This is a genomic window from Klebsiella sp. 2-CIP_Kleb. (assembly GCF_050378715.1).
GTDB classification, from domain to species: Bacteria; Pseudomonadota; Gammaproteobacteria; order Enterobacterales; family Enterobacteriaceae; genus Klebsiella; species Klebsiella quasipneumoniae.
This window is the reverse complement of the sequence record NZ_JBNRLG010000005.1, coordinates 1-25,524: the sequence shown is the minus strand read 5'-3', so window position 1 is coordinate 25,524 and position 25,524 is coordinate 1. Positions and strand designations below refer to the sequence as shown.

Sequence of the window (25,524 nt, the reverse complement as noted above, 5' to 3'; positions counted from 1 at the left end):
GTTGAGAAGAAAATAATACTTATCAGGGTAAGTATCAAGAAACGGAAGGTCGCGTCGCATCAATTGATAAATTTCGTGAATGTTTCCCCGGCGTCGCCAGCGCTTACCGGGGCAAAGAAGAAGTGATGCCTGAAAAAAAAGCACTTTTTAATTGATCTGATCCCGACGCAGGCCGATATCTTTCAGCTGTTCGTCGCTCATTTTCTGCAAAGCTCTGCGCGTTTGCTCCTGAAACCACCATTTTTTGACAAACCGCGCCAGCAGTACGAAACCGATAAATGGCTGTCTTGCCCTGTTCTCATGAAATTCCATCCTCTACCTCCTCACCTTGCCAGAGACTTTATCTTCACGGATTTGGGGGGGAGGAATACAGATTCACAAAACACTTTTCTTTAACATACAGATTGGCTAAAACGTACAGCAGACCCCAATTTTTCCGGCTATCTGTACTGGTTATTCCATCTGTATGGCGACAATTAAGGATACAGCATGACCCGCTATCAACATCTTGCGACGCTGCTGGCCGAACGCATTGAACAGGGCCTGTATCGCCACGGCGAAAAGCTGCCGTCGGTGCGCAGCCTGAGCCAGGAGCACGGCGTCAGCATCAGCACCGTCCAGCAGGCCTATCAGCTGCTTGAGCAGCAGCAGATGATTGTGCCGCAGCCGCGATCGGGCTATTTCGTCGCCCCCCGCAAGTCCCAGCCGCCGGTGCCGCCGATGTCGCGTCCGGTGCAGCGTCCGGTGGAGATCACCCAGTGGGATCAGGTGCTGACCATGCTCGACGCTCGCTACGATAAAACGATCATCCCCTTCGGCGGCGGCTCGCCGGACGTGACGCAGCCAAGCCTGAAGCCCATCTGGCGCGAACTGAGCCGGGCGATCCAGCACAACCTCACTGAGGTGTTGAACTATGACGAACTGGCCGGGCGCCGCGAGCTGCGGGAGCAGATCGCCCGCCTGATGCTCGACGGCGGATCGGTGGTGACTGCCGACGATCTGGTGCTCACCAGCGGTTGCCACAGCGCGCTGTCGCTGGCCCTGCTGTCGGTGTGCCAGCCAGGGGACATCATCGCCGTGGAATCCCCCTGCTACTACGGCACCATGCAGATGCTGCGCGGACTGGGATTAAAAACGATTGAGATCCCCACCGATCCGGAAACCGGGATCAGCATCGAGGCCCTGGAGTTGGCGCTGGATCAGTGGCCGATCAAAGGGGTGATCCTGGTGCCGAACTGCAACAACCCGCTGGGATTTATCATGCCGGACGCCCGCAAGCGCGCGGTGCTGAACCTGGCCCAGCGCCACGATATCGTTATTTTCGAGGATGATATCTACGGCGAGCTGGCTACCGAATATCCGCGCCCGCGCACGATTCACTCCTGGGATATCGACGGCCGGGTGATGCTCTGCAGCTCCTTTACCAAAACCATCGCCCCCGGCCTGCGCATCGGTTGGATAGCGCCCGGGCGCTACTACGACAAGCTGCTCCAGATGAAGTACGCCGCCAGCGGCACTAACGTCCCTTCAACCCAGCTGGCGGCCTTTAACTTTATTCGCGAAGGCCATTATCACCGCCACGTGCGGCGGATGCGGCAGATCTATCAGCGCAATATCGAGATCTACACCTGCTGGCTGCGGGAGTTTTTCCCCTGCGGGATCTGCGTCACCAGGCCGAAGGGCGGTTTTATGCTGTGGGTGGAGCTCCCGGAGCAGGTGGATATGGTCTGCGTCGCCAAACAGCTGTGCCGGCTGAAGATCCAGGTCGCGCCGGGGTCGCTGTTTTCCGCGGCGGGCAAGTATCGCAACTGCGTCAGGATCAACTGCGCCCTGCCGCCGACCGAGAAACATAAAGCGGTGATGGTGAAGCTGGGGGAAGCGGTGAAGGTGGCGATGGAGTGAGGTTTAGCCTGCTCTCCCCGGTGGCGCTGCGCTTACCGGGGAGACGGGTTACCTCGCGTCCGCAAATCAGCTTCACTGGTCAAAAAACACCATCCCCTTATACGGCTGTTCGCGGCAGGCGGCCAGGCGCTGGGCGAGACTGCCGACGTGCAGCTCCAGCTTGTGGCCATCGGGATCGAGGAAGTAGTGCGAGGCGCCTTCACTGCGGTTCAGCTTCCACACCGCCACGCCGGCAACCTCAAGGCGAGCGGCGAAGCGGGCGAAATCCGCTTCGCTGATGGTAAACGCATAATGGGTGTAGTCGCTCTCCTCCGGCGGAGTGACACGCCGCTGCGGATCCAGCGACAGGCACAGCCACAGATCGCCGCAGGAGAGATAGGCGCCGCTGTCCCAGCGGGCGTGCAGCGTCATGCCCAACAGCTGCTGATAAAACGCCACGCTCGGCGCCAGCTGGCTGACCGCCAGGGTCAGGTGATTCAGTCCGCTCAGCATGTCTGTTCCTCCAGTGAATTTACAATGAACTGGCGCAGCCATTGATGCGCCGGGTCGCGGTGCCAGCGTTCGTGCCATAGCATCAGCATCTCAAAGCCGGCGACCGCCAGCGGCGGCTCGACGACCACCAGCCCGCTCTGCCCGCGCACCAGCCGCTCCGGCAGCACCGCCACCAGATCGCTATTGCGCAGGGTCTCCAGCATAAACAGGAAATGTGGCACGGAAAGGACAACCCGCCGCGTCAGGCCAAGATTCGCCAGCGCGGTATCGGTCGCCGCGCTGAAGCCGCCTCCGTCCGGGGAGACGATCGCTTGCTCCAGCTGACAGAACGTTTCCAGGCTCAACCCGTGCCGCAGCACCGGATGCCCGGCCCGGCCCGCCAGCACGTAGCGCTCGCGAAACAGCAGGCGCTGATGCAGCCCCGGCGGCGCGCCCTCGCGGGTATGGAAAAAGAGATCCACTTCATCGCTGGACGCCTGCTGCTCCAGCCGCGCCGGCTGGAGTTCGAATACCGCCAGCCGACTGCCGGGAGAGGCCAGGCGTAGCCTGCCCAGCATCGGCATGAGGGTCGCCGAAGCCATATAGTCCGTCGCCGCCACCCGCCAGGTCTCCGCCGCCGCGGCCGGATTAAAAGGCGCCACCGGCGCCACCGCCTGCTCCAGCGCGGCTAACGCAGCGCGCAGCGGCTGGCGAAGCTCATCGGCGCGGGCGGTGGGCTGCATGCCGCGCGGGCCCGGCATCAGCAGCGGGTCGGCAAACATCTCCCGCAGCCTGGCGAGTTGAATACTCACCGACGGCTGCGACAGATTCAGCCGCTGCGCCGCCCGGGTAACGTTATTTTCACTGAGCAGCACGTCGAGCGTGCGCAGCAGATTGAGATCCAGACGATGTAAATTAATCACAACTATACCTGGGATTGAAGTAATTAATTTCTACTATAGCGCCAGCTTTCCTACTCTGCAGCTCTTCCCACTTCAGAGGTGATGTTATGAAAGTACTGCTGATTTACGCCCATCCGGAACCGCGCTCCCTCAATGGCGGACTCAAAAATTTCGCCATCCGTCATCTGCTGCAGGCCGGTCATGAAGTCCAGGTCTCCGATCTCTACGCCATGCGCTGGAAGGCCGGGTATGACGCCGACGACAGCGGCGCGCCGCCGGTCGGCGAGTTCTGGCGTCCTACCCTGGACTCTAAACAGGCCTTTGTCCAGGGTACTCAAAGCGCGGATATCGCCGCCGAGCAGGAAAAGCTGCTGTGGGCCGATACGGTGATTTTTCAGTTTCCGCTGTGGTGGTTCTCGATGCCCGCGATCATGAAAGGCTGGATCGACCGGGTGTACGCCTGGGGGTTTGCCTATGGCGTCGGCGAGCACAGCGACCGCCACTGGGGCGATCGCTATGGGGAAGGCACCTTCGTCGGCAAGCGAGCGATGCTGATCGTCACCGCTGGCGGCTGGGCGGAACACTATTCACCGCGCGGGATCAATGGCCCCATCGACGACATCCTGTTCCCCATTCAGCACGGTATGCTGTTCTATCCCGGCTTCGAGGTGCTTCCGCCGCTGGTGTTCTACCGCACGGACAAAACCGATGCCGCGCAGTTCGCCGACCAGTGCGCCACCCTGGCCGAGCGGCTGGACACGCTGTGGCAAACCGAGCCCATTCCATTCCGCCGGCAGAATCATGGCGACTATCTGATCCCGTCGCTAACGCTGCGCCCGGAGCTGGCGCCGGGGCAAAGCGGCCTGGCGGTGCACCTGGCAACGAAATAAACCTCAACGCGATAGCCCTTCCGGGTTATCGCTTTCATTAATATGATAATTTGTGAGCCTCCACGCATTAACGGCATCGCATCGCGCGAAGCCGCCTCTCATATTGATAGCGATCAAAAATAATCATACCGTCTGGTCGGTATGATTCCGGCCATGAACATGGAAGCCCAGCATCGTAAAAAAGATCCCGTCCGTCTCCACCGTCAGCTGCTTGAATCGGCGGCGATGATTGCCGGCCGGGACGGTATCGCCGCCCTGTCGCTGAACGCTGTCGCCCGCGAGGCTGGGGTCAGCAAAGGCGGCCTCCTGCACCATTTTCCCAATAAGCAGGCGCTGATTTTCGCTCTGTTCGCCAGGCTGCTGGCGATTATGGAAAAGGCGATTAGCGAACTGATGGCCGCCGATAACATCGCTTACGGACGCTTTACCCGGGCCTATTTGCACTATCTGTCCAATCCGCAGTTGACGGACACGCACGAAAGCCGTCAGCTGATGGTGCTGTCGCTGGCGATGCCGGACGAACCGGTGCTGCGAAAATGCTGGCGCGACTGGATGCTGGATCATCTGGCGCAAGGCGATGCGCTGGATAACGGCCCAACCGGTACCCTGGTACGCTACGCCGCCGACGGTATCTGGTTATCTGAGCTGACCGAGGGGCGCACCATGAGCAGCGAACATCGCCAGTCGCTGGTGAACGATCTGACCAAAATGACGCTTCCCGCATGAAGCGAATAGAGTGAGGCCGCGATGCGCTACAACATCAATGCCCGTCTCATTTATGATGCAACAGACGGCACGCTAACCCTGCCCGGCAGCGATGAACCAGATAGCCAGCTATCCATCACCGCCAGCGCGCTGCTCTATTTTTTTCTCCGCCATACCGGCGTGGTCAGTCGCGATGAAGTGTTGAAAAAAGTCTGGGACGATAACGGCTTAACTTCTTCCAATAGCAACCTCAACCAGTATCTGAGCATGCTGCGCAAAACTTTCCGCCACTACGATATCGATAACATTATCGTCACCGTGTCGCGCGGCATGCTGCAGCTGAATCAGGATCTCAGCATCGAACTGCTCGACGCCGGGCCGGCGCTGGCCGATGTCGCCAGCCCGGCCGCGCCGCCTGGCGAACCCGCCGGGGCAGGAAGGGAAACCACACCGCCTGCCGCTTCACCACATGCGCGCGGAATGTGCTGGTATCTGGCCGGCGGCTGCCTGCTGGTCATCGCCCTGCTTCTGGTGGCATTCACGTTTGCCGGAACCCACGTCGCCCGGCCAATTAATCTGACGCTGATGAACCACCGCCAGTGCGAACTGCTCGCCAGCGATGAAATGCTGCGTTCGGTCTCGGCGACGGCCTACAGTAAGAATTTTGATGAGGTGCGTCAGCGGCTGAAGCTCAGCTGCAAGCCGGGGGAGCGTTTTGTTTTCTTCTATGGCGACCGGCTGGAGACCAACGGCCTGGGCCGGGTATTTCTCGCCCACTGCGCGATGCACGAAGACAACCCGTTTAGCTATTGCGATAACTACTTTTACTACTCCTGGAAACCGCAATGAGACTCGCGCCCCGCACCTTTTTCGCCCTCTCTGCCCTCGCGTTTATCGCCGCCGCCGGGTTTAGCGCCTGGCGCCTGCTGCCGGATGCCAACGACGGCGTGATGAGCTGCTCCACCAAAGCGATCATGCGTTTTGAAAACATGGAAAAAGAGAATGTGAACGGCAATATCCATTTTAATTTTGCCGCCAATGGCAACGGGTCGATGGTAGTGGAAGGCTATACCGATTCTGCCGCCGGCTGGCTCTACCTGCAGCGTTACGTCAAATTCAGCTACACCAGCCAGCGCATCTCGGCGACCGAGCGCCACTACCGCATCAAGAAATGGGAATCCAGCGCCTCGTCCATCGATGAATCGCCGGATGTCATCTTCGACTATTTCATGCGCGAGATGTCCGACAGCCACGACGGCCTGTTCCTCAATGCGCAAAAGCTTAACGACAAAGCTATCCTGCTGAGCTCTATCAACTCACCGCTCTACATCTGCACGCTGAAGTCCGGCAGCACGCTTAATTAACCCGTCCCCCCTGTACCACTGCGAGGAAAATGCGCCCTCGCTCACGCTCCATTAATGCCCCTTTTCCCTGGATGCTAAAAGCGCACGTTTTGCATTTAGCTTCGACGCCAAAACATGAGCATACCCACAATTATCACGCGGCTATATTACCAACCGCAGGCAAGTAATTAGCATCTTATTAACATTCATCTCCCGCCGATAAATAGCTTAAAAAAACGCCATATCATCATGAAAATCCTCACGCATGAAACAGGATTAAGAGATAAAAAGAAGCCTAAATAAGGCTAAATAGCAGAGTAAAAACCTAAAATATTCATCTACACGGATTTAAATTTCACTTCTCTCCCCATTCCCTATAGTGAACCCCGAACGCCGCTTCCGCGTGTTGATGCCGTTACGCGGACGGTTTTCCCGAATCACAAAACCTGTTCTGGAGGAGATCACGATGGGTGATGCATTGGGGCTTATCGAAACCAAAGGTCTGGTGGCCTGTATTGAAGCAGCGGACTCGATGTGTAAAGCCGCCAACGTCGAACTGATCGGCTATGAAAACGTCGGCTCCGGCCTGGTCACCGTGATGGTGAAGGGCGACGTCGGCGCAGTAAAAGCGGCGGTGGATTCCGGTGTGGAATCGGCGCAGCGCATCGGCGAAGTGGTGACCTCGCTGGTCATCGCGCGTCCGCATAACGACATCAACAAAATCGTCATTAAACACAAGGCCTGAAGGCCAGGAGAACGCAAATGGGTGATGCATTAGGTCTGATTGAAACCAAAGGTCTGGTGGCCTGCATTGAAGCAGCGGATGCGATGTGTAAAGCCGCCAACGTCGAACTGATCGGCTATGAAAACGTCGGTTCCGGCCTCGTCACCGCGATGGTGAAAGGCGATGTCGGCGCGGTGAAAGCGGCGGTGGATTCCGGCGTCGAATCGGCCCAGCGCATTGGCGAAGTGGTGACCTCGCTGGTCATCGCCCGTCCGCATAACGACATCAACAAAATCGTCTCGCATTACAAAATTGCGGACTAACGGAGAAACCTGATGAAAGAAGCGCTTGGTCTTATCGAAACCAAAGGTCTGGTGGCCTGTATTGAAGCCGCGGACGCGATGTGCAAAGCCGCCAACGTCGAACTGATCGGCTATGAAAACGTCGGCTCCGGCCTCGTCACCGCGATGGTGAAAGGCGACGTCGGCGCGGTCAACGCGGCGGTCGACTCCGGCGTGGAAGCGGCGAAACGCATTGGCGAAGTCGTCAGCTCTCGCGTCATCGCGCGTCCCCATAACGACATCGAAAAAATCGCGGCGCAGCACAAAGCATGACCTGACAGGGCACGCCCCGTCCCCACTCTTTTCGTCTGATGAAGGATAGACTCATGATTGAACTGGATAACGATTTGCAGTCCCGGCAGAACGCCCGGGAACTGGTGCGCAACGCCAAAAAAGCGCAGGCAATGCTGGCCACCTTTTCGCAGCAGCAAATCGACGCCATCGTGAAAAACGTGGCCCAGGAAGCAGCGCACCACGCCGAAGCGCTGGCGAAAATGGCCGCGGAAGAGACCGGTTTTGGCAACTGGCAGGACAAAGTGCTGAAAAACCGCTTCGCCTCGCTGCGCGTCTACGACGCCATCAAAGATATGAAGACCGTTGGCATCATTCATGACGACCCGGTAAAAAAAGTGATGGACGTGGGCGTGCCGCTCGGCGTGATTTGCGCGCTGGTCCCCTCAACTAACCCAACCTCTACGGTTATCTACAAAGCGCTGATCGCCCTCAAGGCCGGTAACGCCATTATCTTCTCCCCGCATCCCGGCGCGCGTCAGTGCAGCTGGAAGGCGATTGAGATCGTCAAACGCGCGGCGGAAGCGGCCGGCGCGCCGGAGGGCTGCGTTGACGGCATCACCCAGCTGACCCTCGAAGCCACCTCAGAGCTGATGCACAGCAAAGACGTTTCGCTGATCCTCGCCACCGGCGGCGAGGGCATGGTGCGCGCGGCCTACGCGTCCGGCACCCCGACCATCAGCGGCGGTCCGGGCAACGGCCCGGCATTTATCGAACGCAGTGCCGATATCCACCACGCGGTGAAAGATATCATCACCAGCAAAACCTTCGATAATGGCGTGATCTGCGCCTCCGAGCAGTCGATCATCGTCGAAGGCTGCATTTATGATGAGGTTCACCGCGAGCTGGAAGCGCAGGGCGCTTACTTCATGAATGAAGATGAAGCGGCGAAAATGGCGGCGCTGCTGCTGCGCCCGAACGGCACCATCAACCCGAAAGTGGTTGGCAAAACCGCACTGTACCTCAGCCAGATGGCCGGCTTCTGCGTCCCGGCCAGCACCAAAGTGCTGATCGCCGAGCAGACCACCGTCTCACCGAAAAACCCCTACTCGCGCGAAAAACTGTGCCCGGTACTCGGTCTGTACGTGGCTGAGGACTGGAAAGCCGCCTGCCACCGCGTGGTAGAGCTGCTGACCAACGAAGGGCTCGGCCATACGCTGGTGATCCACACCCGCAACCAGGACGTCATCCGCCAGTTCAGCCTCGAAAAACCGGTCAACCGCATCCTGATCAACACCCCGGCGGCGCTCGGCGGCATCGGCGCCACCACCAATATCTCCCCGGCGCTGACCCTCGGCTGCGGCGCGGTAGGCGGCGGCTCCAGCTCCGACAACGTCGGCCCGATGAACCTGCTCAATATCCGCAAAGTCGGCTATGGCGTGCGGTCGATTGACGAGCTTCGCGCGCCGGGCAGCCGCCCTGAGCCACAGCCGACCATCGTCACGCCGGCGAGCGATCCGCAGCGCAGCATTCTTGATGACGTGCGTTTCAACGCTCCGGCCAGCGCTGCGCCAGCACACCCGGCAGGCAGCGATGACCGCTTCGCCAGCCCAGGCGCCGCAGCGAATGCGGAAGGCGCAATCAACGAGCAAAACGTGGAACGCGTTATCCGTCAGGTGCTGGAGCGCCTTGCTAAGTAACGCACTGATATAAGGCGATATAACGATGATTCTCGCAAAGGTGACCGGCCATGTTGTCGCCACGCAAAAATGCGATGAGCTGCGCGGCAGCAACCTGCTGTTGATCACCCGCTTAGATGACAAACAGCAGCCGATGAAGGACCAGACCTGGGTCGCCGTCGATAACGTCGGCGCCGGTATGCACGACATCGTGCTGGCGGAAGAGTACTTCGCGCTCAATAAAGACCGCTACAAAGCGATGTCGGTGGTCGCCATTGTTGAGAAGGTGTTTCGGGACGCCGAACAGGAGTGAATAGCCCAATGAGTGAATTTTTACTGAAACCACGGATTTGCTTCGGTCAGGACGCCCTCTCGGTGCTGAACGAAATTTCCGCCCGCAGCGTGCTGCTGGTGACCGATCAAGCGATGGTGAAATTTGGCCTCGCCGAGCGCGTCACCGCCCTGCTGCGCCAGCGCGGGATCGCCTGGCAGGTGTGGGACGACGTGGTGGCGGATCCGGATATCGCCACCGTGGTGCGCGGTATGAAGCTGATGGATAACCACTACCCGGATCTGGTTATCGCGCTCGGCGGCGGTTCGGTTATCGATGCCGCCAAAGCGGTTATTTTCTCCCTGGCGCAAACCCGTCCGCTGGCAGGCCGTCCCCGTCCGTGCTTCGTCGCCATCCCGACCACCAGCGGTACCGGTTCGGAAGTCACCGCCTTTTCGGTGGTGAAAGCCAACGCGGAAAAACTGGTGCTGGTGGATGCGTCATTGCTGCCGGATATCGCCATTCTGGACCCGGCGCTGGTGGCTTCGGTGCCACCGGCAATTACCGCCGACACCGGCATGGACGTGCTGTGTCACGCCCTTGAGGCCTACGTCTCCCGCGCCGCCAGCGACTTTTCCGACGCCCTGGCGGAGAAAGTAGTGCAGCAGGTATTTCGCTATCTGCCAACCTGCTGGCGCAGCGGCGACAACCTGCAGGCGCGCGAAAAGATGCACAACGCCTCCTGCATGGCGGGGATGGCCTTCACCAACGCGTCGCTGGGGATAACCCACAGCCTGGCCCACGCCCTCGGCGGCGTCTTCCGCGTGCCCCATGGCCGCGCCAACGCCCTGCTGATGGCGCACGTCGTCGCCTGGAACGCTGATTATCACGGGCTGTGCGATACCGATGCCGCCCGCAAATATGCCCGACTAGCCCATCTGCTGGATCTGCCTGCGGCCACTACCCGCCAGGGCGTCACCAGCCTGCTGGTCGCCATTCAGGCGCTTAAAGACGAAATGAGCATGCCGGCCGGCATCCGCGATACCGGCGTCCTTGCAGACGAGTTTGAACAACGGCTGGCGGAGATGATCGGCCAGGCGTTACGCGACAGCTGTACTCCGACGAACCCACGCGCGCCGGATGCTCACGCACTGACCGAACTCTATCGCCGGGCATGGACCGGCAACGCCGTTCAGGGCCACTGATAACAAGATTTGGAGAACCTTACCCATGGCACACTACAGCTTAACGCCGCGCGTCAAAGTGCTGGCAGACCGTTTACTCGCCCAGAAAAGCACGCTGTGCACCGAACATGCCACCACGCTGAACGCCCTGGATGGCGATATCGCGGGCGTTCCCGCCGCCGTTAAACCGGCGCGCCGTTTCTATGAACTGATGCGCCAGCTGCCGCTGACCATCAGCCCCGATGAACTCATTGTCGGCAACCAGAGCCGTAAACCGCACGGGGCGATTTTCCATGACGAAAACGCGACCCGTCGCCCATCGGCTTTCCAGTTCCTCAACCTCAATAGCGATCTGGATTCGCCGGACTACAGGCTGGTGGTCGAAAAAGGGGTGCTGGCGATTAAGCACCAGCTGGAAGAGAAAACCCGCGCACTCGGCAGCGCGGTCAGCCGCAGCGGTATGGATGAAGTCAACGGCTGCCGCGCCGCCATCTACGCCTGCGACGCCCTGCTGGCGCTGGCGCAAAATCTGGCCAACAGCGCCGAGCAGCTGGCGGCGGCGGAGACCAATGCTTATCGCAAAGCCGAGCTGCTCGATAGCGCAGCCATTCTCCACCACGTGCCGGCCCATCCAGCGCGTAATTTCAAAGAAGCCTGCCAGGCGTTCTATCTGTTCCAGCTGGCGCTCCAGCTGGATAACGGCAGCTATGCAGTCAACCCGGAAGGGGCGGACAAGGCGCTGCTGCCTTACTTCCAGCGCGATATCAACAGCGGCGCGCTGAATACCCAGCAGGCGTATGAGCTCGTGGAGTGCCTGTGGTTCAAGCTGGCGGAACTGAGCGAAGTCCGCGCCGCCTGCGCCATTGACGGCTATCCGATGCTCGACGCCATGTTGCATGGCGCCGCTTTTGAGCATGCCGAGGTGAACGAACTCTCGGCGATGTTCATCAGCGCCCAGCGTAACCTCAGCGCGCTGAATCTGCCGGTGCGTCTGTTTAGCGGCGCACAACAGGTCAGCCATGCGCCGTTCGCCGCCTGCGCCGACACGCCGGTGATGGAAGGGTTAACCCCGCGTATGCAGCGTCTGCGTAACCACTATCTGACGGTACGCCCGAGCGTCTCTATCTATCGCGCGCTGGCCTTTACCGAAGTGGTGAAAGCTAACCCAGGCATGCCGACCATTTTGCTGCGAGCGAAAGCCTTCCGCCACGCCTGCGAAACCGCGCCGATTCTGATTCAGGACGATGAGCTGATCGTCGGCCATCCGTGCGGCAAGCCGCGCGCGGGCGCCTTCTCGCCGGATATCGCCTGGCGCTGGGTGCGCGACGAGCTCGACACCATGAGCACCCGCCCGCAGGATCCGTTTGAGATCAGCGAAGCGGATAAAAAAACCATTCGCGAAGAGATCGTCCCATTCTGGGAAGGCCGTTCGCTGGATGAGATTTGCGAAGCGCAATACCGTGAGGCTGGCGTCTGGGCCTTCAGCGGCGAGACCTTCGTCAGCGACCTCTCCTATCACCAGATTAACGGCGGCGGCGATACCTGCCCGGGCTACGACGTGCTGCTGTTCACCAAAGGGATGAACGGCATTAAAGCCGATGCCGAGGCGCATCTGGCCAGCCTGAGCATGGAAAACCCGGAAGATATCGACCGCATTTACTACTACAAAGCGGCGATTGAAACCTGCGAAGGGGTGGTCAACTACGCCCGCCGCATCGCCGCCCATGCCCGCGAACTGGCGGCTAAAGAGCAAAACGCCCAGCGCCGCGCCGAGCTACTGACCATCGCCGAAGTGAACGAAAACGTGCCGGCCAATCCGCCGAAGACCTTGCAGGAAGCGCTGCAGAGTATCTGGACCGTCGAATCACTGTTTGAAATCGAAGAGAACCAGACCGGGCTGTCGCTGGGGCGCGTCGACCAGTACTGCTATCCAATGTTCGAAGCCGATATCCGCGAAGGCCGCTTGACCCACGACACCGCACTGGAGCTGCTGCAGGCGTTTATCATCAAATGTGCCGAACTGATGTGGATGTCGAGCGAACTGGGAGCGAAATATTTCGCGGGTTATCAGCCGTTTATCAACCTCACCGTTGGCGGCCAGAAACGTAGCGGCGGCGATGCCTGTAACGATCTGACCTATCTGATTATGGACGCCGTGCGCTTCGTGAAGGTTTACCAGCCGTCGCTGGCCTGCCGTATCCACAACCAGTCGCCGCAGAAATACATGGAAAAAATCGTCGACGTGGTGAAAGCGGGAATGGGCTTCCCGGCCTGCCACTTCGATGACTCCCACATCAAGATGATGCTGCGCAAAGGCTTCGATTTTGAAGACGCCCGCGATTACTGCCTGATGGGCTGCGTTGAACCGCAGAAATCCGGGCGCATCTACCAGTGGACCTCCACCGGCTACACCCAGTGGCCTATCGCTATCGAGTTCGTGCTTAACCGCGGGCGGATGGTGCTGTTCGATAGCTATCAGGGGCTGGACACCGGCGACCTGCGCGACCTGCGCACCTTCGAAGCATTCGACGCGGCGGTAAAACAGCAGATCGCCCATATCGTGCGCCTGTCGGCTATCGGCACCGTCATCAGCCAGCGCGTCCACCGCGATGTGGCGCCGAAGCCGCTGATGTCGCTGCTGGTCGAAGGCTGCATGGAAAGCGGCAAAGATGTCGCCGCCGGCGGCGCGATGGTCAACCACGGTCCGGGGCTGATTTTCTCCGGTCTGGCGACCTACGTCGACTCGATGGCGGCGATCCGCAAGCTGGTGTTCGAAGAGAAGAAATACACCCTTGAGCAGATCCGCGATGCGCTGCTGGCCAACTTTGAAGGTTACGAAGCGCTGCGTCGCGACTGCCTGAACGCGCCGAAATACGGTAACGACGATAACTATGTCGACCAGTACGCGCTGGATATTACCGAATGGACCGAGAAAGAGTGCCGTAAGTACAAGATGCTCTACTCGACCCTCAGCCACGGCACCCTGTCTATCTCCAACAACACGCCCATCGGCGAGCTGACCAACGCCACGCCGAACGGCCGCCTGGCGTGGATGCCGCTCTCCGATGGCATCAGCCCGACCCAGGGCGCGGATAAGCAAGGCCCGACAGCGATTATCAAGTCGGTCAGCAAGATGAACGTGGAAACCATGAACATCGGCATGGTGCACAACTTCAAATTCCTCAAAGGGCTTCTGGATACCCCGGAAGGTCGCCATGGCCTGATTACCTTGCTGCGTACCGCCTCGATTCTTGGCAATGGGCAGATGCAGTTCAGCTATGTCGATAACGAAGTGCTGAAGAAGGCGCAGCAGGAGCCGGAGAAATACCGCGACCTGATCGTCCGCGTCGCCGGCTACAGCGCCTACTTCGTTGAGCTGTGCAAAGAGGTCCAGGACGAGATCATCAGCCGTACGGTGATTGAGAAGTTCTAGTTCTCTTAGAGAGAATTAAATGAGCTGTATTTGAGAAATAACCGGAAGTTCTCCGTCCCGTAACGGGACGGAGCGGGAGGCAAGCGTGATCGCAAAACAAGAATTAACGGGCCGAATTTTCAATATCCAGAAATATTCGATCTATGACGGCGATGGCATTCGCACGCTGGTGTTTTTTAAGGGCTGCAACATTCGCTGCCCGTGGTGCGCCAACCCGGAAGGGCTGAATAGCCAGTTCCAGGTGATGTTCTCGCACGACAAATGCATTAACTGCGGCGACTGCGTCAGCGTCTGTCCGGCGGGTATTCATTATCGGGCGGAAGAGAACGGCGAAATGAAGCACTTCGTCGACCGCCATAAAGACTGCATCGGCTGCCGCAAATGCGAAGAGATTTGCACCCAGAACGCGCTGGACATTATGGGCAAGGACGTCACCGTCAGCGAGCTGATGGAGATCATCATGCAGGACTACGACTTCTACATCTCCTCCGGCGGCGGCGTGACCATCGGCGGCGGCGAGATGAGCCTGCAGACCGATTTTGCCGTCGCCTTATTCAGCGAATGCAAAAAGATGATGATTAACACCGCCGTCGAAACCCAGGGCACCACCCCACTTGCCAACTACCAGAAGCTGGCGCCGGTCACCGACACCTTCTTATTCGACATTAAGCAGATTAACAGCGAACACCACAAGGCGATGCTCGGCATCGGCAACGAAGGGATCCGCCGCAATCTCGAATGGCTGGTGGATTCCGGCGCCAACGTCATTGTGCGTATGCCGCTCATTCGCGGCTACAACGACTCATTCGACGCCATTACCGGCGCCATTGATTACGTACAGAAGCTGGCGAAGCGCGGGAATATCCGCCGTATCGACATGCTGCCGTACCACCAGCTGGGACGCAAAAAGTACGAACGCCTGGATATGCCCTACCCGATTAGCCAGGACCCGTCTTATTCGACGGATGAACTGGACCGGCTGGAAGCCTTCTTCCGGCAATTTGATTTTGATATTCGCTTAGTCCGCCATTAACAGGAGCCGACCATGAAAAGTTTAGGCGTAATTGAAACGCGAGGATGGGTCGCCGCCATTCAGGCCGTCGACGCCGCCTGTAAAGCCGCGGGAGTGACCTGCATTGGCTATCGCAAACCAGGCTCCGGGCTGGTGAGCGTCTGCTTTGAAGGGGAAATCAGCGCCATCCACACCGCTATCGAACGCGGCGTGGCGGTTGCCGGCGCCGAGCACACCGTGAAGTCGCTGGTCATTGCCCGTCCGGAGCGCTGCGTGGTTGAAGCCTTAAGCAACCTCAAAGGCAACCCTCCGCGCGAGGAAAAAACGGACGAACCGGTGGTTATCACCGCCCCGGAACCCATCGTTCCGCCCGCTATCCCGAACGAAGCGGAAGATAAGCACCCTGCGCTGAAGAAAGGGAAGAAGTCATGATCGACACTTTGCTTCGCGAAAAAATCGTCGCCCGCCTGAGCGCAACGGCGCCGGCGATCCCGGTGGGGATCTCCAACCGCCACGTCCATCTCGCGCAACAGGACGTCGAGGCATTGTTCGGTAAAGGCTACAGCCTGACGCCGTTCAAACCGCTGCGCCAGCCGGGGCAGTTTGCCGCCCAGGAGTGCGTGACCGTCGTCGGGCCGAAGGGCTCGCTGACCAACGTTCGCGTCCTCGGCCCGACCCGCCCGCTATCGCAACTGGAAGTGTCGCGCGCCGACTGCTTCACGCTCGGCATTCAAGCGCCAGTTCGTGAGTCCGGGCAACTGGAGAATGCCGGTAGCGCGCTGCTGATTGGCCCCGCCGGTCACGTTGAGCTCCATTCTCAGGTGATCTGCGCCTGGCGGCATATTCATATGTCGCCGCAGGACGCGCGCCAGCTCAACGTCAGCAATGGCCAGAAGGTCAGCGTGCGCAGCAACGGCGAGCGCCAGCTGACTTTCGATGAAGTGGTGGTGCGGGTGCGCGATGACTTCGCGCTGGAATTTCACATCGACACCGAAGAAGCCAATGCCGCCGGGTTAAAAAACGGCGCGCAGGTGACGCTCATCGGCTAACGGAGGCTCGCCATGACCGACGAACAGATTGAAGGTGTAGTTGCGCGGATTTTGCAGCGCCTGCGGCCGCCGGTACTGGTGATGGTGACCGCCGCTGACGGCTACCGCGCAGCTATCCGCCAACGCCTGGCGGGAAGCGGCTATCCGCTGCGCCTCGCGCTGGAGGAGGGTCTCGCCGACGCCGCCGCCTGGCGAGAGGTGGGCGAGATTATCCCGTCATCGGCCTGGCAGGATGCCCTGCCGTCAGCGCCATGGCGGGGGGTACTGCTGCCTTTTCTCGATTATCCGCAAGCCTCGGATCTGCTGAACGGCACCCTGCGCAATCCGGTTTCCCGCTGCGCGCACGAGGCGCTGCTGGCGGGTATTCCGGTTCTGGCCCTGCGCTACCACTGCGATCCGCACAGCGAGCTCAACCAGCTGCGCGGCGCGCAGGCCGGCAGCGCCTATGCCGGGCATCTGCAGGCCACGCTGGCTCGTCTGGAAGCCTGCGGCGTCTTCCTCGGCACCATGAATGAGCTGCTGGCGAAGCTGGACGCACCCACCGCGCCGGCCGCCGCCAGCAGCGAACCGCGCCGTTATCTTACCGTCACAGACGTGGTGAATAATCCGGCGCTGGCGGCGGCCCCGCGCGCTCAGCTGACCGATGCGGCCATTGATTACTTAAAAAACAGAAAGATATGACCTTACCCAACGAAAAACCTGGAGCTTAACGATGTCTTCGAAAACAAAATGCTGGTTATGGATGCTGCTGGTTATCCTCTCCGAAACCTCGGCAACCTCGACGTTAAAAATGTTCGGTAGCAGCGAAGGCGGCAGCAAAATGCTGCTGCTCGGGCTGCTGATTGCGCTTTACTGCACCTGCTATTACTCGCTCTCAAGGGCGGTGAAAGATATCCCGGTCGGCCTGGCGTACGCCACCTGGTCCGGCACCGGCATTCTGGTGGTCTCGACGCTGGGAATGGCATTCTACGGCCAGCACCCGGATACCGCCGCCATCATCGGCATGGCGGTGATCGCCAGCGGCATCATTATCATGAACCTGTTCTCGAAAATGGGTTCCGAAGCGAGCGAAGAGGCGGCGCCAGCCGCCGCCATGGATAAGAACATCGCTAACTAACAGGAAAGGAATACCCCCTATGTTTAATCTCGGATTTTTATGGCTGGCGCTGTCTATCGGCTCCGAAATCACCGGCACCTCGATGATCAAAAAGACCAACGGTTTCAGCAAACTGGCCCCTTCGGTGCTGGTGGTCTGCGCCTACGGCCTCTGCTACTTCGCCCTCACCCGCGCAATGAGTACCATCCCGGTGGGCGTGGCCTACTCGCTGTGGTGCGGCTTCGGTATCGTCGGCGTCACCATCTGCTCAATGATCCTCTATAAGCAGAAACCGGACCTGGCGGCCATTATCGCCATGGCGCTGATTATCTCCGGCGGCGTGATCATGAACGTCTTCTCGACCATGTAACAGCGGTCGTTTTATCCTGTTACCCGGCCTGTGCGGGCAGTCCGTAGGCCCGCGCCAGCGCAGCGCCGCCGGGCACTTTACCAAACGGGGTTTACCCCACTATGGTTTCGTGGCAGGATAAAAAGATGAACAGAAACGCGATCGTGACCTTTCCCCGCCGTTGGTGGCTGCCTGCATAACAGGCGGCACGATATACGTTTCCATTTTCAAAGCCGCCGGAAGGCGGCTTTGGTGTTTTCAGGACGTCTTTCGGCTGAACAGTCTGATAAGGAGTTCCTGATGAACCACCCGCAAACCATTCTCACCGGCGACCGCCCCACCGGCCAGCTACATCTTGGCCATTACGTCGGCTCGCTGCGCCAGCGCGTCGCGCTGCAGCACGACCACCAGCAGTTTATCCTGATCGCCGACCTGCAAGGGCTCACTGACAACGGCAGCAATCCGCAAAAAGTTAGCCACCATATCCTCGAAGTGATGGCCGATTATCTGGCCGTCGGCATTGACCCGAGGCTCACCACTATTTGCCTGCAGTCCGCCCTGCCGGCGCTGGCGGAGCTCAGCGCGCTGTATATGAATATCGTCACCGTCGCCCGCGTGGAACGTAATCCGACGGTCAAGAATGAGATTGCCCAGAAAGGATTCGCCCGTTCGCTGCCGGTGGGCTTTCTTGCCTATCCGATTAGCCAGGCCGCCGATATCACCGCCTTCAAGGCCGAGCTGGTGCCAGTGGGCGACGATCAGCTACCGATGATTGAGCAGACCAACGAGATCGTCCATAAGATGAATAACCTCACCGGCGCGCCAGTGCTGCGTCACTGCAAGGCGCTCCTCAGCGAAGTGAGCCGCCTGCCGGGCGTCGACGGCAACGCCAAAATGTCGAAATCGCTGGGCAATACGCTGACGTTATCGGCCAGTGAAGAGGAGATTCACCGCGCGGTCAGCGCGATGTATACCGACCCGACGCACCTGAGAGTCAGCGATCCGGGGCATGTCGACGGCAACGTGGTGTTCACCTATCTCGACGCTTTCCATAGCGATAAGGCACTGGTGGCTGAGATGAAAGCCCACTATCAGCGCGGCGGGCTGGGCGATCGCCAGTGTAAAAATGAACTGGAGACCTGCCTGCAGACGCTACTGGCGCCGATCCGCGAACGGCGGGCCACTTTTATTCAGGATAAAGGGATGCTGCTGGATCTGCTGCGCCAGGGCAGCGAGCGCGCCCACCAGCTGACGCAGCAGACGCTGCATGAGGTGAAACGTGGTCTGGGGCTGCCGGTGCTGTTCTGAGGTGATGAAATGTTGCCGGTAGTGGATATTTTGTTAACACGTCGACAAGACCCTGACTTTCGTATGGACAAGCCCGCCGCGGATGTTACTATCGCGTTAACGGTAGCTCTCACTATGCGTGTTTCATTAAGGCCAGGATCGCTGATGATGACCACATGAGTAGTACAGCGTTCGGCTGCGCATCGACGCGGTAGAGCGCTGCGTCAGCGGCCCTTCCCCCCTTTATTCGTCCTTCGCAAGGAGGACGCTCCGCCCGCCGGAGGAGACACGCGTATCACTCAGCACAGGGAATCAAGCGAGTCGCGTATGGACAAAATAAAGAAACGTTGGACAGGGTATTTTGTCGGCTTACTGGTGGTACTCGCCGCTGCAGCATGGTGGCTGCTGCGCCCGCCGGGCCTTCCGGAGGGTTTCGCTAGTAGCAACGGACGAATCGAAGCCACCGAGGTGGATATTGCCAGCAAAATCGCCGGACGTATCGACACCATTCTGGTCAAAGAGGGTCAGTTCGTGCACCAGGGAGAGGTGCTGGCGAGAATGGATACCCGTGTACTGAACGAGCAACGTCTTGAAGCCGCCGCGCAAATCAAGGAAGCGGAAAGCGCGGTCCTGGCCGCCAGAGCCTTGCTCGATCAGCGGCAAAGTGAAATGCGCGCCAGCGAAGCGGTTGTGAAGCAGCGTCAGGCGGAGCTCGACTCCACAGCGAAACGTCACGTCCGCTCGAATGCCCTGTCGCAGCGCGGCGCCGTCTCCGCCCAGCAGCTGGATGACGATCGCGCCGCGGCAGAGAGCGCCCGCGCGGCGCTGGAGTCGGCGAAAGCCCAGGTCTCCGCCGCCCGCGCCGCCATCGAGGCCGCCCGCACCAGCATTATTCAGGCGCAAACCCGCGTCGAAGCCGCCCAGGCGACCGAGCGGCGGATCCTTGCCGATATTGACGATAGCGAGCTGAAGGCGCCCCGCGACGGCCGTATTCAGTATCGCATCGCCGAGCCGGGGGAAGTGCTGGCCGCCGGTGGTCGGGTGCTGAACATGGTCGATCTCGCCGACGTCTATATGACTTTCTTTCTGCCCACCGAGCAGGCGGGCCTGCTGGCGCTTGGCAGCGAAGCGCGGCTGATCCTTGATGCCGCCCCTGATCTGGTGATCCCGGCCAATATCAGCTTTGTTGCCAGCGTCGCGCAGTTTACGCCGAAAACGGTGGAGACCCGCGACGAGCGTCTCAAACTGATGTTCCGCGTCAAAGCGCGCATCCCGCCGGAGCTGCTGGCGCAGCACCTGGAGTATGTCAAAACCGGCCTGCCCGGCATGGCTTACGTGCGGCTGGATAACCAACACTCCTGGCCTGAAGACCTGACGGTGAGGTTGCCGCAATGATAATGACGCCACTGGATACCTCGCCCCCCATTGCCCGGCTGGACAACGTTGGCCAGCGCTTCGGCGCCACCGTGGCGCTGCGGGATATCAGCCTGGCGATCCCGGCGCGGCGCATGGTCGGCCTGATTGGCCCGGACGGCGTCGGCAAATCGAGCCTGCTCTCTCTCATCGCCGGGGCGCGGGCCATTGAGCAGGGTAACGTGATGGTGCTCGGCGGCGATATGCGCGACGTTCATCATCGCCGCGAGGTGTGCCCGAAGATTGCCTGGATGCCGCAGGGACTGGGGAAAAACCTCTATCACACCCTCTCGGTGTATGAAAACGTCGACTTCTTCGCCCGCCTGTTTGGCCATGATAAAGCCGAACGCGAATCACGTATCCACGAGCTGCTGCAGAGCACCGGGCTGGCGCCGTTTCGCGATCGCCCGGCGGGTAAGCTCTCCGGCGGGATGAAGCAAAAGCTGGGTTTATGTTGCGCCCTTATCCACGACCCGCAGCTGCTGATCCTCGATGAACCTACCACCGGCGTCGACCCGCTTTCCCGGGCGCAGTTCTGGCAGCTTATCGACAGCATTCGTCAGCGCCAGCCGGAGATGAGCGTGCTGGTGGCCACCGCCTATATGGAAGAGGCTGAGCGCTTTGACTGGCTGGTGGCGATGAACGCCGGCGAGGTGCTGGCGACCGGTACCGCTGCGGAGCTGAAAGTGCAGACCGGCAGCCAGACGCTGGAGCAGGCGTTTATCGCCCTGCTGCCGGAAGCGCAGCGCCAGGCGCATAAGGCGGTGGTGATCCCGCCGCGCGACGACCGCGAGGAAGAGATCGCCATCGAAGCCCGTGGGCTGACCATGCGCTTTGGCGACTTCGTCGCCGTCGACCACGTTAACTTCCGCATCGCGCGCGGTGAAATCTTCGGCTTCCTCGGCTCCAACGGCTGCGGCAAATCCACCACCATGAAGATGCTCACCGGCCTGCTGCCCGCCAGCGAAGGCGAAGCCTGGCTGTTCGGCCAGCCGGTCGATCCGAAGGATATCGCCACCCGCCAGCGGGTGGGCTATATGTCGCAGGCCTTCTCGCTCTATAGCGAACTGACCGTCCGGCAAAACCTCGAACTGCACGCCCGCCTGTTTCATATTCCGGACGGCGAAATCCCCGGTCGGGTGGCGGAAATGAACGAGCGCTTCATGCTCAGCGAGGTGGAAGACGCCCTGCCCGCCGCCCTGCCGTTGGGCATCCGTCAGCGCCTGTCGCTGGCGGTGGCGGTCATCCATCGCCCGGAAATGCTGATCCTCGACGAACCCACCTCCGGGGTCGATCCAGTGGCACGGGATATGTTCTGGCAGCTGATGGTCGACCTCGCGCGTCAGGATCGGGTGACCATTTTTATCTCCACCCACTTTATGAATGAGGCGGAACGCTGCGACCGCATCTCGCTGATGCACGCCGGCAAGGTGCTGGCCAGCGATACGCCGCAGGCGCTGGTCGAACAGCGCGGTGCCGCCAGCCTCGAAGAGGCGTTTATCGCCTGGCTCCAGGAGGCGCAGCCAACCGCCGCAGTTCCTGAGGAACCTGCGCCTGCTGCAGCATCCCATCCAGAACGCGCGGCCCCGCGCCAGGCCTTCAGTCTGCAACGGCTGTTCAGCTACAGCCGCCGCGAAGCGCTGGAGCTGCGCCGCGATCCGGTACGCTCGACGCTGGCGCTGCTGGGAACGGTGATCCTGATGTTTATCATGGGCTATGGGATCAGCATGGACGTCGAGGATCTGCGCTTTGCGGTACTCGATCGCGATCAAACCCTCAGCAGTCAGGGCTGGTCGCAGAATATCGCCGGCTCACGCTACTTCATCGAACAGGCGCCGCTGCGCAGTTATGATGAGCTCGACCGGCGGATGCGCGACGGCGAACTGGCGGTGGCGATAGAGATCCCGCCGAACTTTGGCCGCGATATCGCCCGCGGCACGCCGGTGCAAATCGGCGTCTGGGTGGATGGCGCAATGCCAAACCGCGCGGAGACGGTGCGCGGCTACGTGCAGGCCATGCATCTCGCCTGGCTGCAGGAGATGGCCGGGCAGCAAAGTAGCCCGAATCGTGAGACCTCGCTCATCTCCATCGAGACCCGCTATCGCTATAACCCGGACGTGAAGAGCCTCCCGGCCATCGTCCCGGCGGTGATCCCGCTGCTGCTGATGATGATCCCGGCGATGCTCAGCGCCCTGAGCGTGGTACGTGAGAAGGAGCTCGGGTCGATCATCAACCTGTACGTGACGCCGACCACCCGCAGCGAATTCCTGCTCGGCAAGCAGGTGCCTTACATCATGCTGGGAATGTTTAACTTTTTTCTGCTGTGTGCGCTGTCGGTCTTCGTCTTTGGCGTATCACATAAGGGCAGCTTCCTGACGCTAAGCCTGGCGGCGCTGCTGTACGTCACCATTGCCACCGGACTGGGACTACTGATCTCAACCTTTATGAAGAGCCAAATCGCCGCTATTTTCGGCACCGCCATCATTACGCTAATCCCGGCGACCCAGTTCTCCGGGATGATCGATCCGGTAGCGTCGCTGGAAGGCCCCGGGCGCTGGATTGGGCAAATCTACCCGACCAGCCACTTCCTGACTATCGCCCGCGGCACCTTCTCCAAAGCGCTGAATCTCAGCGATTTGTGGGGCTCCTTTATTCCACTACTGATTGCAGTGCCGCTGGTGCTCGGGCTGAGCGTGGTGCTGCTGAAGAAACAGGAGGGGTGATGCGCGGATTACGCAATATTTATAATCTTGGCGTCAAAGAGCTGCGTAGCCTGCTGGGTGATAAAGCGATGCTGGCGTTGATCGTGTTTGCTTTTACGGTGTCGGTGTACTCCTCAGCCACGGTGATGCCCGGCTCGCTACACCTGGCGCCGATTGCGGTTGCCGATATGGATAAGTCGCAGCTCTCTTCACGCATTATTAACGCATTCTACCGCCCCTGGTTTCTCGAACCGGAGCTGATTACCGCCGATGAGATGGACGCCGGCCTGGATGCCGGGCGCTACACTTTCGCCATCAATATTCCGCCTAACTTCCAGCGCGATGTGCTGGCCGGCCGCCAGCCGGAAGTGCAGGTCAACGTCGACGCCACGCGCATGAGCCAGGCCTTTACCGGCAACGGCTATATCCAGAATATTATTAGCGGCGAAGTAAACAGCTTCATTGCCCGCTATCGGGACAACAGCGTGCTGCCGGTAGAGCTGGCGATAAGAATGCGCTTTAACCCTAACCTGGAACAGGAGCGCTTTGGCGCGGTGATGGCGATCATCAACAACATCACCATGCTGGCCATTGTCCTCACCGGCTCGGCGCTGATCCGCGAGCGCGAGCACGGTACCATCGAGCATCTGCTGGTGATGCCGGTCACGCCGTTTGAGATCATGATGGCCAAGATCTGGTCGATGGGGCTGGTGGTGCTAGTGGTCTCCGGTTTGTCGCTGGTGCTGATGGTACAGGGGATGTTGCAGGTGCCCATTGAGGGGTCGATTCTACTGTTTATGCTGGGGGTGGCGCTCAGCCTGTTCGCCACAACCTCGATCGGCATTTTTATGGGCACCCTCGCCCGCTCGATGCCGCAGCTGGGGCTGCTGATGATCCTGGTGCTGCTGCCGCTGCAGATGCTCTCCGGCGGCTCCACGCCGCGGGAAAGTATGCCGCAGCTGGTTCAGGATATCATGTTGACCATGCCGACCACCCACTTCGTCAGTCTGGCGCAGGCGATTTTGTACCGCGGCGCCAGCTTCAGTATCGTCTGGCCGCAGTTCTTAACCTTGCTGGCTATCGGAGCGGTGTTCTTTACTATCGCCCTGCTGCGTTTTCGCAAAACGATTGGTCAAATGGCATAAGGACTTAAGAAGGGCTGTCGACTCCCGGCGGCCCGCATGGTTTATTTGTGGCGGTTCATAAAGTGGCGCAGACCCCAGGTGAAGGCCATCGCCATGCTGAAGAGAATGAACAGCAACACCACCCAGCTGATGGAGATGCGCAGCAGCGTGCCGGGGGTCATAAACGGCTGCAGATAGACGGTAAAAGACTGGGCGGGTGATTTCCCCAGCAGTTCATACAGGTTATCCGTAAGCCATACGCCGACCCGGCAGAACAGCCAGATTATCGCTGGCCAGCAGAGCAGCACCAGAAAGGTAAAGCGCTCCTGAAGGTAAGTGAAGAGCCGGCGCAACGGCGACCAGTTAAGCAGGATTTTCATTTCTATTCTCATATTGCCAGCCGATAACCAAAGCAGATAACGCAAGGTACGTCGGGCAGCATCCATACAGGCAATCATCCCTCTTTGTATATCAAATTTGCTGTCATATAAACCAGATCAAGTTAACAAAGTGTTAATGATATCGCTCATTAAGCCAAAAAATCGGCGAGAAGCATACCCATTGTCGCCATAAATGGGAGTGATGTATTCAGCGGCGGGAATAATTCCGTAATTTCGCTAACGCGTTAATATATATGAAGAAGATGCAGCGCTATTATTTAGCAGAACACAATATAATAGCGCTGAAATAGAGAGAGGTATTTAATCGTAGCTGCTGATAATTATTTTTCGACTCGTATCATTGGATAAATTCACTGTACGAGTGACCACACCACGCGCGTGATTCGCTATATTTTTCGAGGCAATGAGATAGGTATTTTTTCCGCAGCGCTGCAGAGGTTGTTTATTCACAATATCAGTATTGCAGGTTTCTGACACGACCCGCCCGGAAAGCGTTAGGTTGGCGGTTTCGGCAGCAAACAGAGGTGAGCTTAATCCATAAGCGAAAATCAGAATCCCAATTAGCGGTTTTTTCATTTAATGTTTAACCAGTTAACAGGATGAAAGATAAGCGAGTTGCTTAATATTTTCTCCGTCAGGAGAGCGATGCATTGGTACATCACGCAGGGAAGATAAACCATAGTATTACTAAGGGCAATATAAAGATAACCTATTAATGTGATAATTATTGCTGATAGTAGCGAACCGGCATAGTGGTCTGCCTGGAGACGGTGCTGCGCACCAGGTTTTGTGGCTCAGGATCCGTAGCCCCGGTAAGCGCAGCGCCACCGGAGAGGCATGCCGGCACCCTCCCCGGATGACACAAACGCAAAAAGCCCATCCGGCAGGATGGGCTCTTCACTTGTTTGATGCCTGGCAGTTCCCTACTCTCACATGGGGAGACCCCACACTACCATCGGCGCTACGGCGTTTCACTTCTGAGTTCGGCATGGGGTCAGGTGGGACCACCGCGCTA

At 59.3% G+C, this 25,524-nt stretch carries 27 protein-coding genes and 1 rRNA gene; 22 read left to right on the top strand and 6 right to left on the bottom strand.

What is annotated here, in order from left to right:
• Window positions 1-147 precede the first annotated feature (147 nt).
• Window positions 148-312 carry a DUF1127 domain-containing protein gene (locus tag ACQUTP_RS16990; RefSeq protein ID WP_285755795.1) on the bottom strand — a complete coding sequence of 55 codons (165 nt, stop codon included), beginning with the start codon at window positions 310-312 and terminating at the stop codon, window positions 148-150.
• 177 nt (window positions 313-489) lie between these two features.
• Between ACQUTP_RS16990 and ACQUTP_RS16985 the strand changes: the two genes are divergently transcribed.
• Window positions 490-1,902, top strand: coding sequence for a PLP-dependent aminotransferase family protein (locus ACQUTP_RS16985; RefSeq protein ID WP_186997982.1), 1,413 nt, complete (start codon window positions 490-492; stop codon window positions 1,900-1,902).
• Between the two features lie 72 nt (window positions 1,903-1,974).
• Here the strand turns inward: ACQUTP_RS16985 and fosA are convergent, their stop codons facing one another.
• Both fosA and ACQUTP_RS16975 read right to left on the bottom strand, forming a co-directional pair.
• Window positions 1,975-2,394 carry a FosA5 family fosfomycin resistance glutathione transferase gene (fosA, locus tag ACQUTP_RS16980; RefSeq protein WP_032455485.1) on the bottom strand — a complete coding sequence of 140 codons (420 nt, stop codon included), beginning with the start codon at window positions 2,392-2,394 and terminating at the stop codon, window positions 1,975-1,977.
• Window positions 2,388-3,296, bottom strand: a complete 909-nt coding sequence (locus ACQUTP_RS16975) for a LysR family transcriptional regulator (protein ID WP_285755798.1) — start codon at window positions 3,294-3,296, stop codon at window positions 2,388-2,390. The genes fosA and ACQUTP_RS16975 overlap by 7 nt, the downstream gene beginning before the upstream one ends.
• A gap of 86 nt (window positions 3,297-3,382) precedes the next feature.
• Between ACQUTP_RS16975 and ACQUTP_RS16970 the strand changes: the two genes are divergently transcribed.
• The 21 genes from ACQUTP_RS16970 (at window position 3,383) to ACQUTP_RS16870 (ending at window position 24,129) form a co-directional block, all read left to right on the top strand.
• A complete protein-coding gene (locus ACQUTP_RS16970) occupies window positions 3,383-4,165 on the top strand; it encodes an NAD(P)H-dependent oxidoreductase (RefSeq protein ID WP_065878067.1) in 783 nt (260 codons plus the stop codon).
• A 141-nt stretch (window positions 4,166-4,306) separates the two neighbouring features.
• The gene (locus ACQUTP_RS16965; protein WP_017899140.1) at window positions 4,307-4,891 is read left to right on the top strand and encodes a TetR/AcrR family transcriptional regulator; all 585 of its coding nucleotides are present in this window, start codon (window positions 4,307-4,309) and stop codon (window positions 4,889-4,891) included.
• A 21-nt stretch (window positions 4,892-4,912) separates the two neighbouring features.
• On the top strand, window positions 4,913-5,719 hold the full coding sequence (locus tag ACQUTP_RS16960; RefSeq protein ID WP_048294114.1) for a winged helix-turn-helix domain-containing protein: 807 nt from the start codon (window positions 4,913-4,915) through the stop codon (window positions 5,717-5,719).
• Window positions 5,716-6,234 (top strand): FidL-like protein, encoded by a 519-nt coding sequence (locus tag ACQUTP_RS16955; RefSeq protein WP_004204137.1) that lies wholly within the window; start codon window positions 5,716-5,718, stop codon window positions 6,232-6,234. Before ACQUTP_RS16960 ends, ACQUTP_RS16955 begins: the two co-directional genes overlap by 4 nt.
• Window positions 6,235-6,679: 445 nt before the next feature.
• Complete coding sequence (locus ACQUTP_RS16950; protein ID WP_004182810.1) at window positions 6,680-6,958, top strand: BMC domain-containing protein; 279 nt, start codon at window positions 6,680-6,682, stop codon at window positions 6,956-6,958.
• 17 nt (window positions 6,959-6,975) lie between these two features.
• Entirely contained in the window at window positions 6,976-7,260 is a 285-nt protein-coding gene (locus tag ACQUTP_RS16945) for a BMC domain-containing protein (RefSeq protein WP_002442227.1), read from the top strand.
• Window positions 7,261-7,272: 12 nt separating this feature from the next.
• Window positions 7,273-7,551, top strand: coding sequence for a BMC domain-containing protein (locus ACQUTP_RS16940; RefSeq protein ID WP_004146125.1), 279 nt, complete (start codon window positions 7,273-7,275; stop codon window positions 7,549-7,551).
• A 53-nt stretch (window positions 7,552-7,604) separates the two neighbouring features.
• Window positions 7,605-9,209 (top strand): acetaldehyde dehydrogenase (acetylating), encoded by a 1,605-nt coding sequence (locus tag ACQUTP_RS16935; RefSeq protein ID WP_057213270.1) that lies wholly within the window; start codon window positions 7,605-7,607, stop codon window positions 9,207-9,209.
• A 25-nt stretch (window positions 9,210-9,234) separates the two neighbouring features.
• Window positions 9,235-9,501 carry a EutN/CcmL family microcompartment protein gene (locus ACQUTP_RS16930; RefSeq protein WP_017899143.1) on the top strand — a complete coding sequence of 89 codons (267 nt, stop codon included), beginning with the start codon at window positions 9,235-9,237 and terminating at the stop codon, window positions 9,499-9,501.
• 8 nt (window positions 9,502-9,509) lie between these two features.
• Window positions 9,510-10,664, top strand: coding sequence for a 1-propanol dehydrogenase PduQ (locus ACQUTP_RS16925; RefSeq protein WP_087832643.1), 1,155 nt, complete (start codon window positions 9,510-9,512; stop codon window positions 10,662-10,664).
• A 25-nt stretch (window positions 10,665-10,689) separates the two neighbouring features.
• Window positions 10,690-14,076, top strand: coding sequence for a choline trimethylamine-lyase (gene cutC / locus ACQUTP_RS16920; RefSeq protein ID WP_060656738.1), 3,387 nt, complete (start codon window positions 10,690-10,692; stop codon window positions 14,074-14,076).
• Between the two features lie 85 nt (window positions 14,077-14,161).
• Window positions 14,162-15,109 carry a choline TMA-lyase-activating enzyme gene (gene cutD, locus ACQUTP_RS16915; RefSeq protein ID WP_080848029.1) on the top strand — a complete coding sequence of 316 codons (948 nt, stop codon included), beginning with the start codon at window positions 14,162-14,164 and terminating at the stop codon, window positions 15,107-15,109.
• Between the two features lie 12 nt (window positions 15,110-15,121).
• Window positions 15,122-15,520 (top strand): BMC domain-containing protein, encoded by a 399-nt coding sequence (locus tag ACQUTP_RS16910; RefSeq protein WP_004204127.1) that lies wholly within the window; start codon window positions 15,122-15,124, stop codon window positions 15,518-15,520.
• Entirely contained in the window at window positions 15,517-16,137 is a 621-nt protein-coding gene (locus tag ACQUTP_RS16905) for a phosphate propanoyltransferase (protein ID WP_017899147.1), read from the top strand. Before ACQUTP_RS16910 ends, ACQUTP_RS16905 begins: the two co-directional genes overlap by 4 nt.
• Window positions 16,138-16,149: 12 nt before the next feature.
• On the top strand, window positions 16,150-16,818 hold the full coding sequence (locus tag ACQUTP_RS16900) for a hypothetical protein (protein WP_004204125.1): 669 nt from the start codon (window positions 16,150-16,152) through the stop codon (window positions 16,816-16,818).
• A 31-nt stretch (window positions 16,819-16,849) separates the two neighbouring features.
• Complete coding sequence (locus tag ACQUTP_RS16895) at window positions 16,850-17,254, top strand: DMT family transporter (protein ID WP_004204124.1); 405 nt, start codon at window positions 16,850-16,852, stop codon at window positions 17,252-17,254.
• A 19-nt stretch (window positions 17,255-17,273) separates the two neighbouring features.
• The gene (locus ACQUTP_RS16890) at window positions 17,274-17,603 is read left to right on the top strand and encodes a DMT family transporter (protein ID WP_004204123.1); all 330 of its coding nucleotides are present in this window, start codon (window positions 17,274-17,276) and stop codon (window positions 17,601-17,603) included.
• A gap of 279 nt (window positions 17,604-17,882) precedes the next feature.
• Window positions 17,883-18,890 (top strand): tryptophan--tRNA ligase, encoded by a 1,008-nt coding sequence (gene trpS, locus ACQUTP_RS16885; RefSeq protein ID WP_049093688.1) that lies wholly within the window; start codon window positions 17,883-17,885, stop codon window positions 18,888-18,890.
• Between the two features lie 306 nt (window positions 18,891-19,196).
• Window positions 19,197-20,264 (top strand): HlyD family secretion protein, encoded by a 1,068-nt coding sequence (locus ACQUTP_RS16880; protein ID WP_064189446.1) that lies wholly within the window; start codon window positions 19,197-19,199, stop codon window positions 20,262-20,264.
• Window positions 20,261-23,005 carry a ribosome-associated ATPase/putative transporter RbbA gene (rbbA, locus tag ACQUTP_RS16875; protein ID WP_428902415.1) on the top strand — a complete coding sequence of 915 codons (2,745 nt, stop codon included), beginning with the start codon at window positions 20,261-20,263 and terminating at the stop codon, window positions 23,003-23,005. The genes ACQUTP_RS16880 and rbbA overlap by 4 nt, the downstream gene beginning before the upstream one ends.
• Window positions 23,005-24,129 carry an ABC transporter permease gene (locus ACQUTP_RS16870; RefSeq protein ID WP_023319637.1) on the top strand — a complete coding sequence of 375 codons (1,125 nt, stop codon included), beginning with the start codon at window positions 23,005-23,007 and terminating at the stop codon, window positions 24,127-24,129. The genes rbbA and ACQUTP_RS16870 overlap by 1 nt, the downstream gene beginning before the upstream one ends.
• 41 nt (window positions 24,130-24,170) lie before the next feature.
• On the opposite strand, the gene ACQUTP_RS16865 is transcribed toward ACQUTP_RS16870, so the two are convergent.
• The 3 genes from ACQUTP_RS16865 to rrf form a co-directional block, all read right to left on the bottom strand.
• Window positions 24,171-24,488: a hypothetical protein gene (locus ACQUTP_RS16865; RefSeq protein WP_004204117.1), complete on the bottom strand. Its 318-nt coding sequence runs from the start codon at window positions 24,486-24,488 to the stop codon at window positions 24,171-24,173.
• 321 nt (window positions 24,489-24,809) lie between these two features.
• A complete protein-coding gene (locus ACQUTP_RS16860) occupies window positions 24,810-25,085 on the bottom strand; it encodes a DUF2574 family protein (RefSeq protein WP_004204116.1) in 276 nt (91 codons plus the stop codon).
• A 334-nt stretch (window positions 25,086-25,419) separates the two neighbouring features.
• Window positions 25,420-25,524, bottom strand: a 5S ribosomal RNA gene (gene rrf / locus ACQUTP_RS16855); the annotation flags it as partial.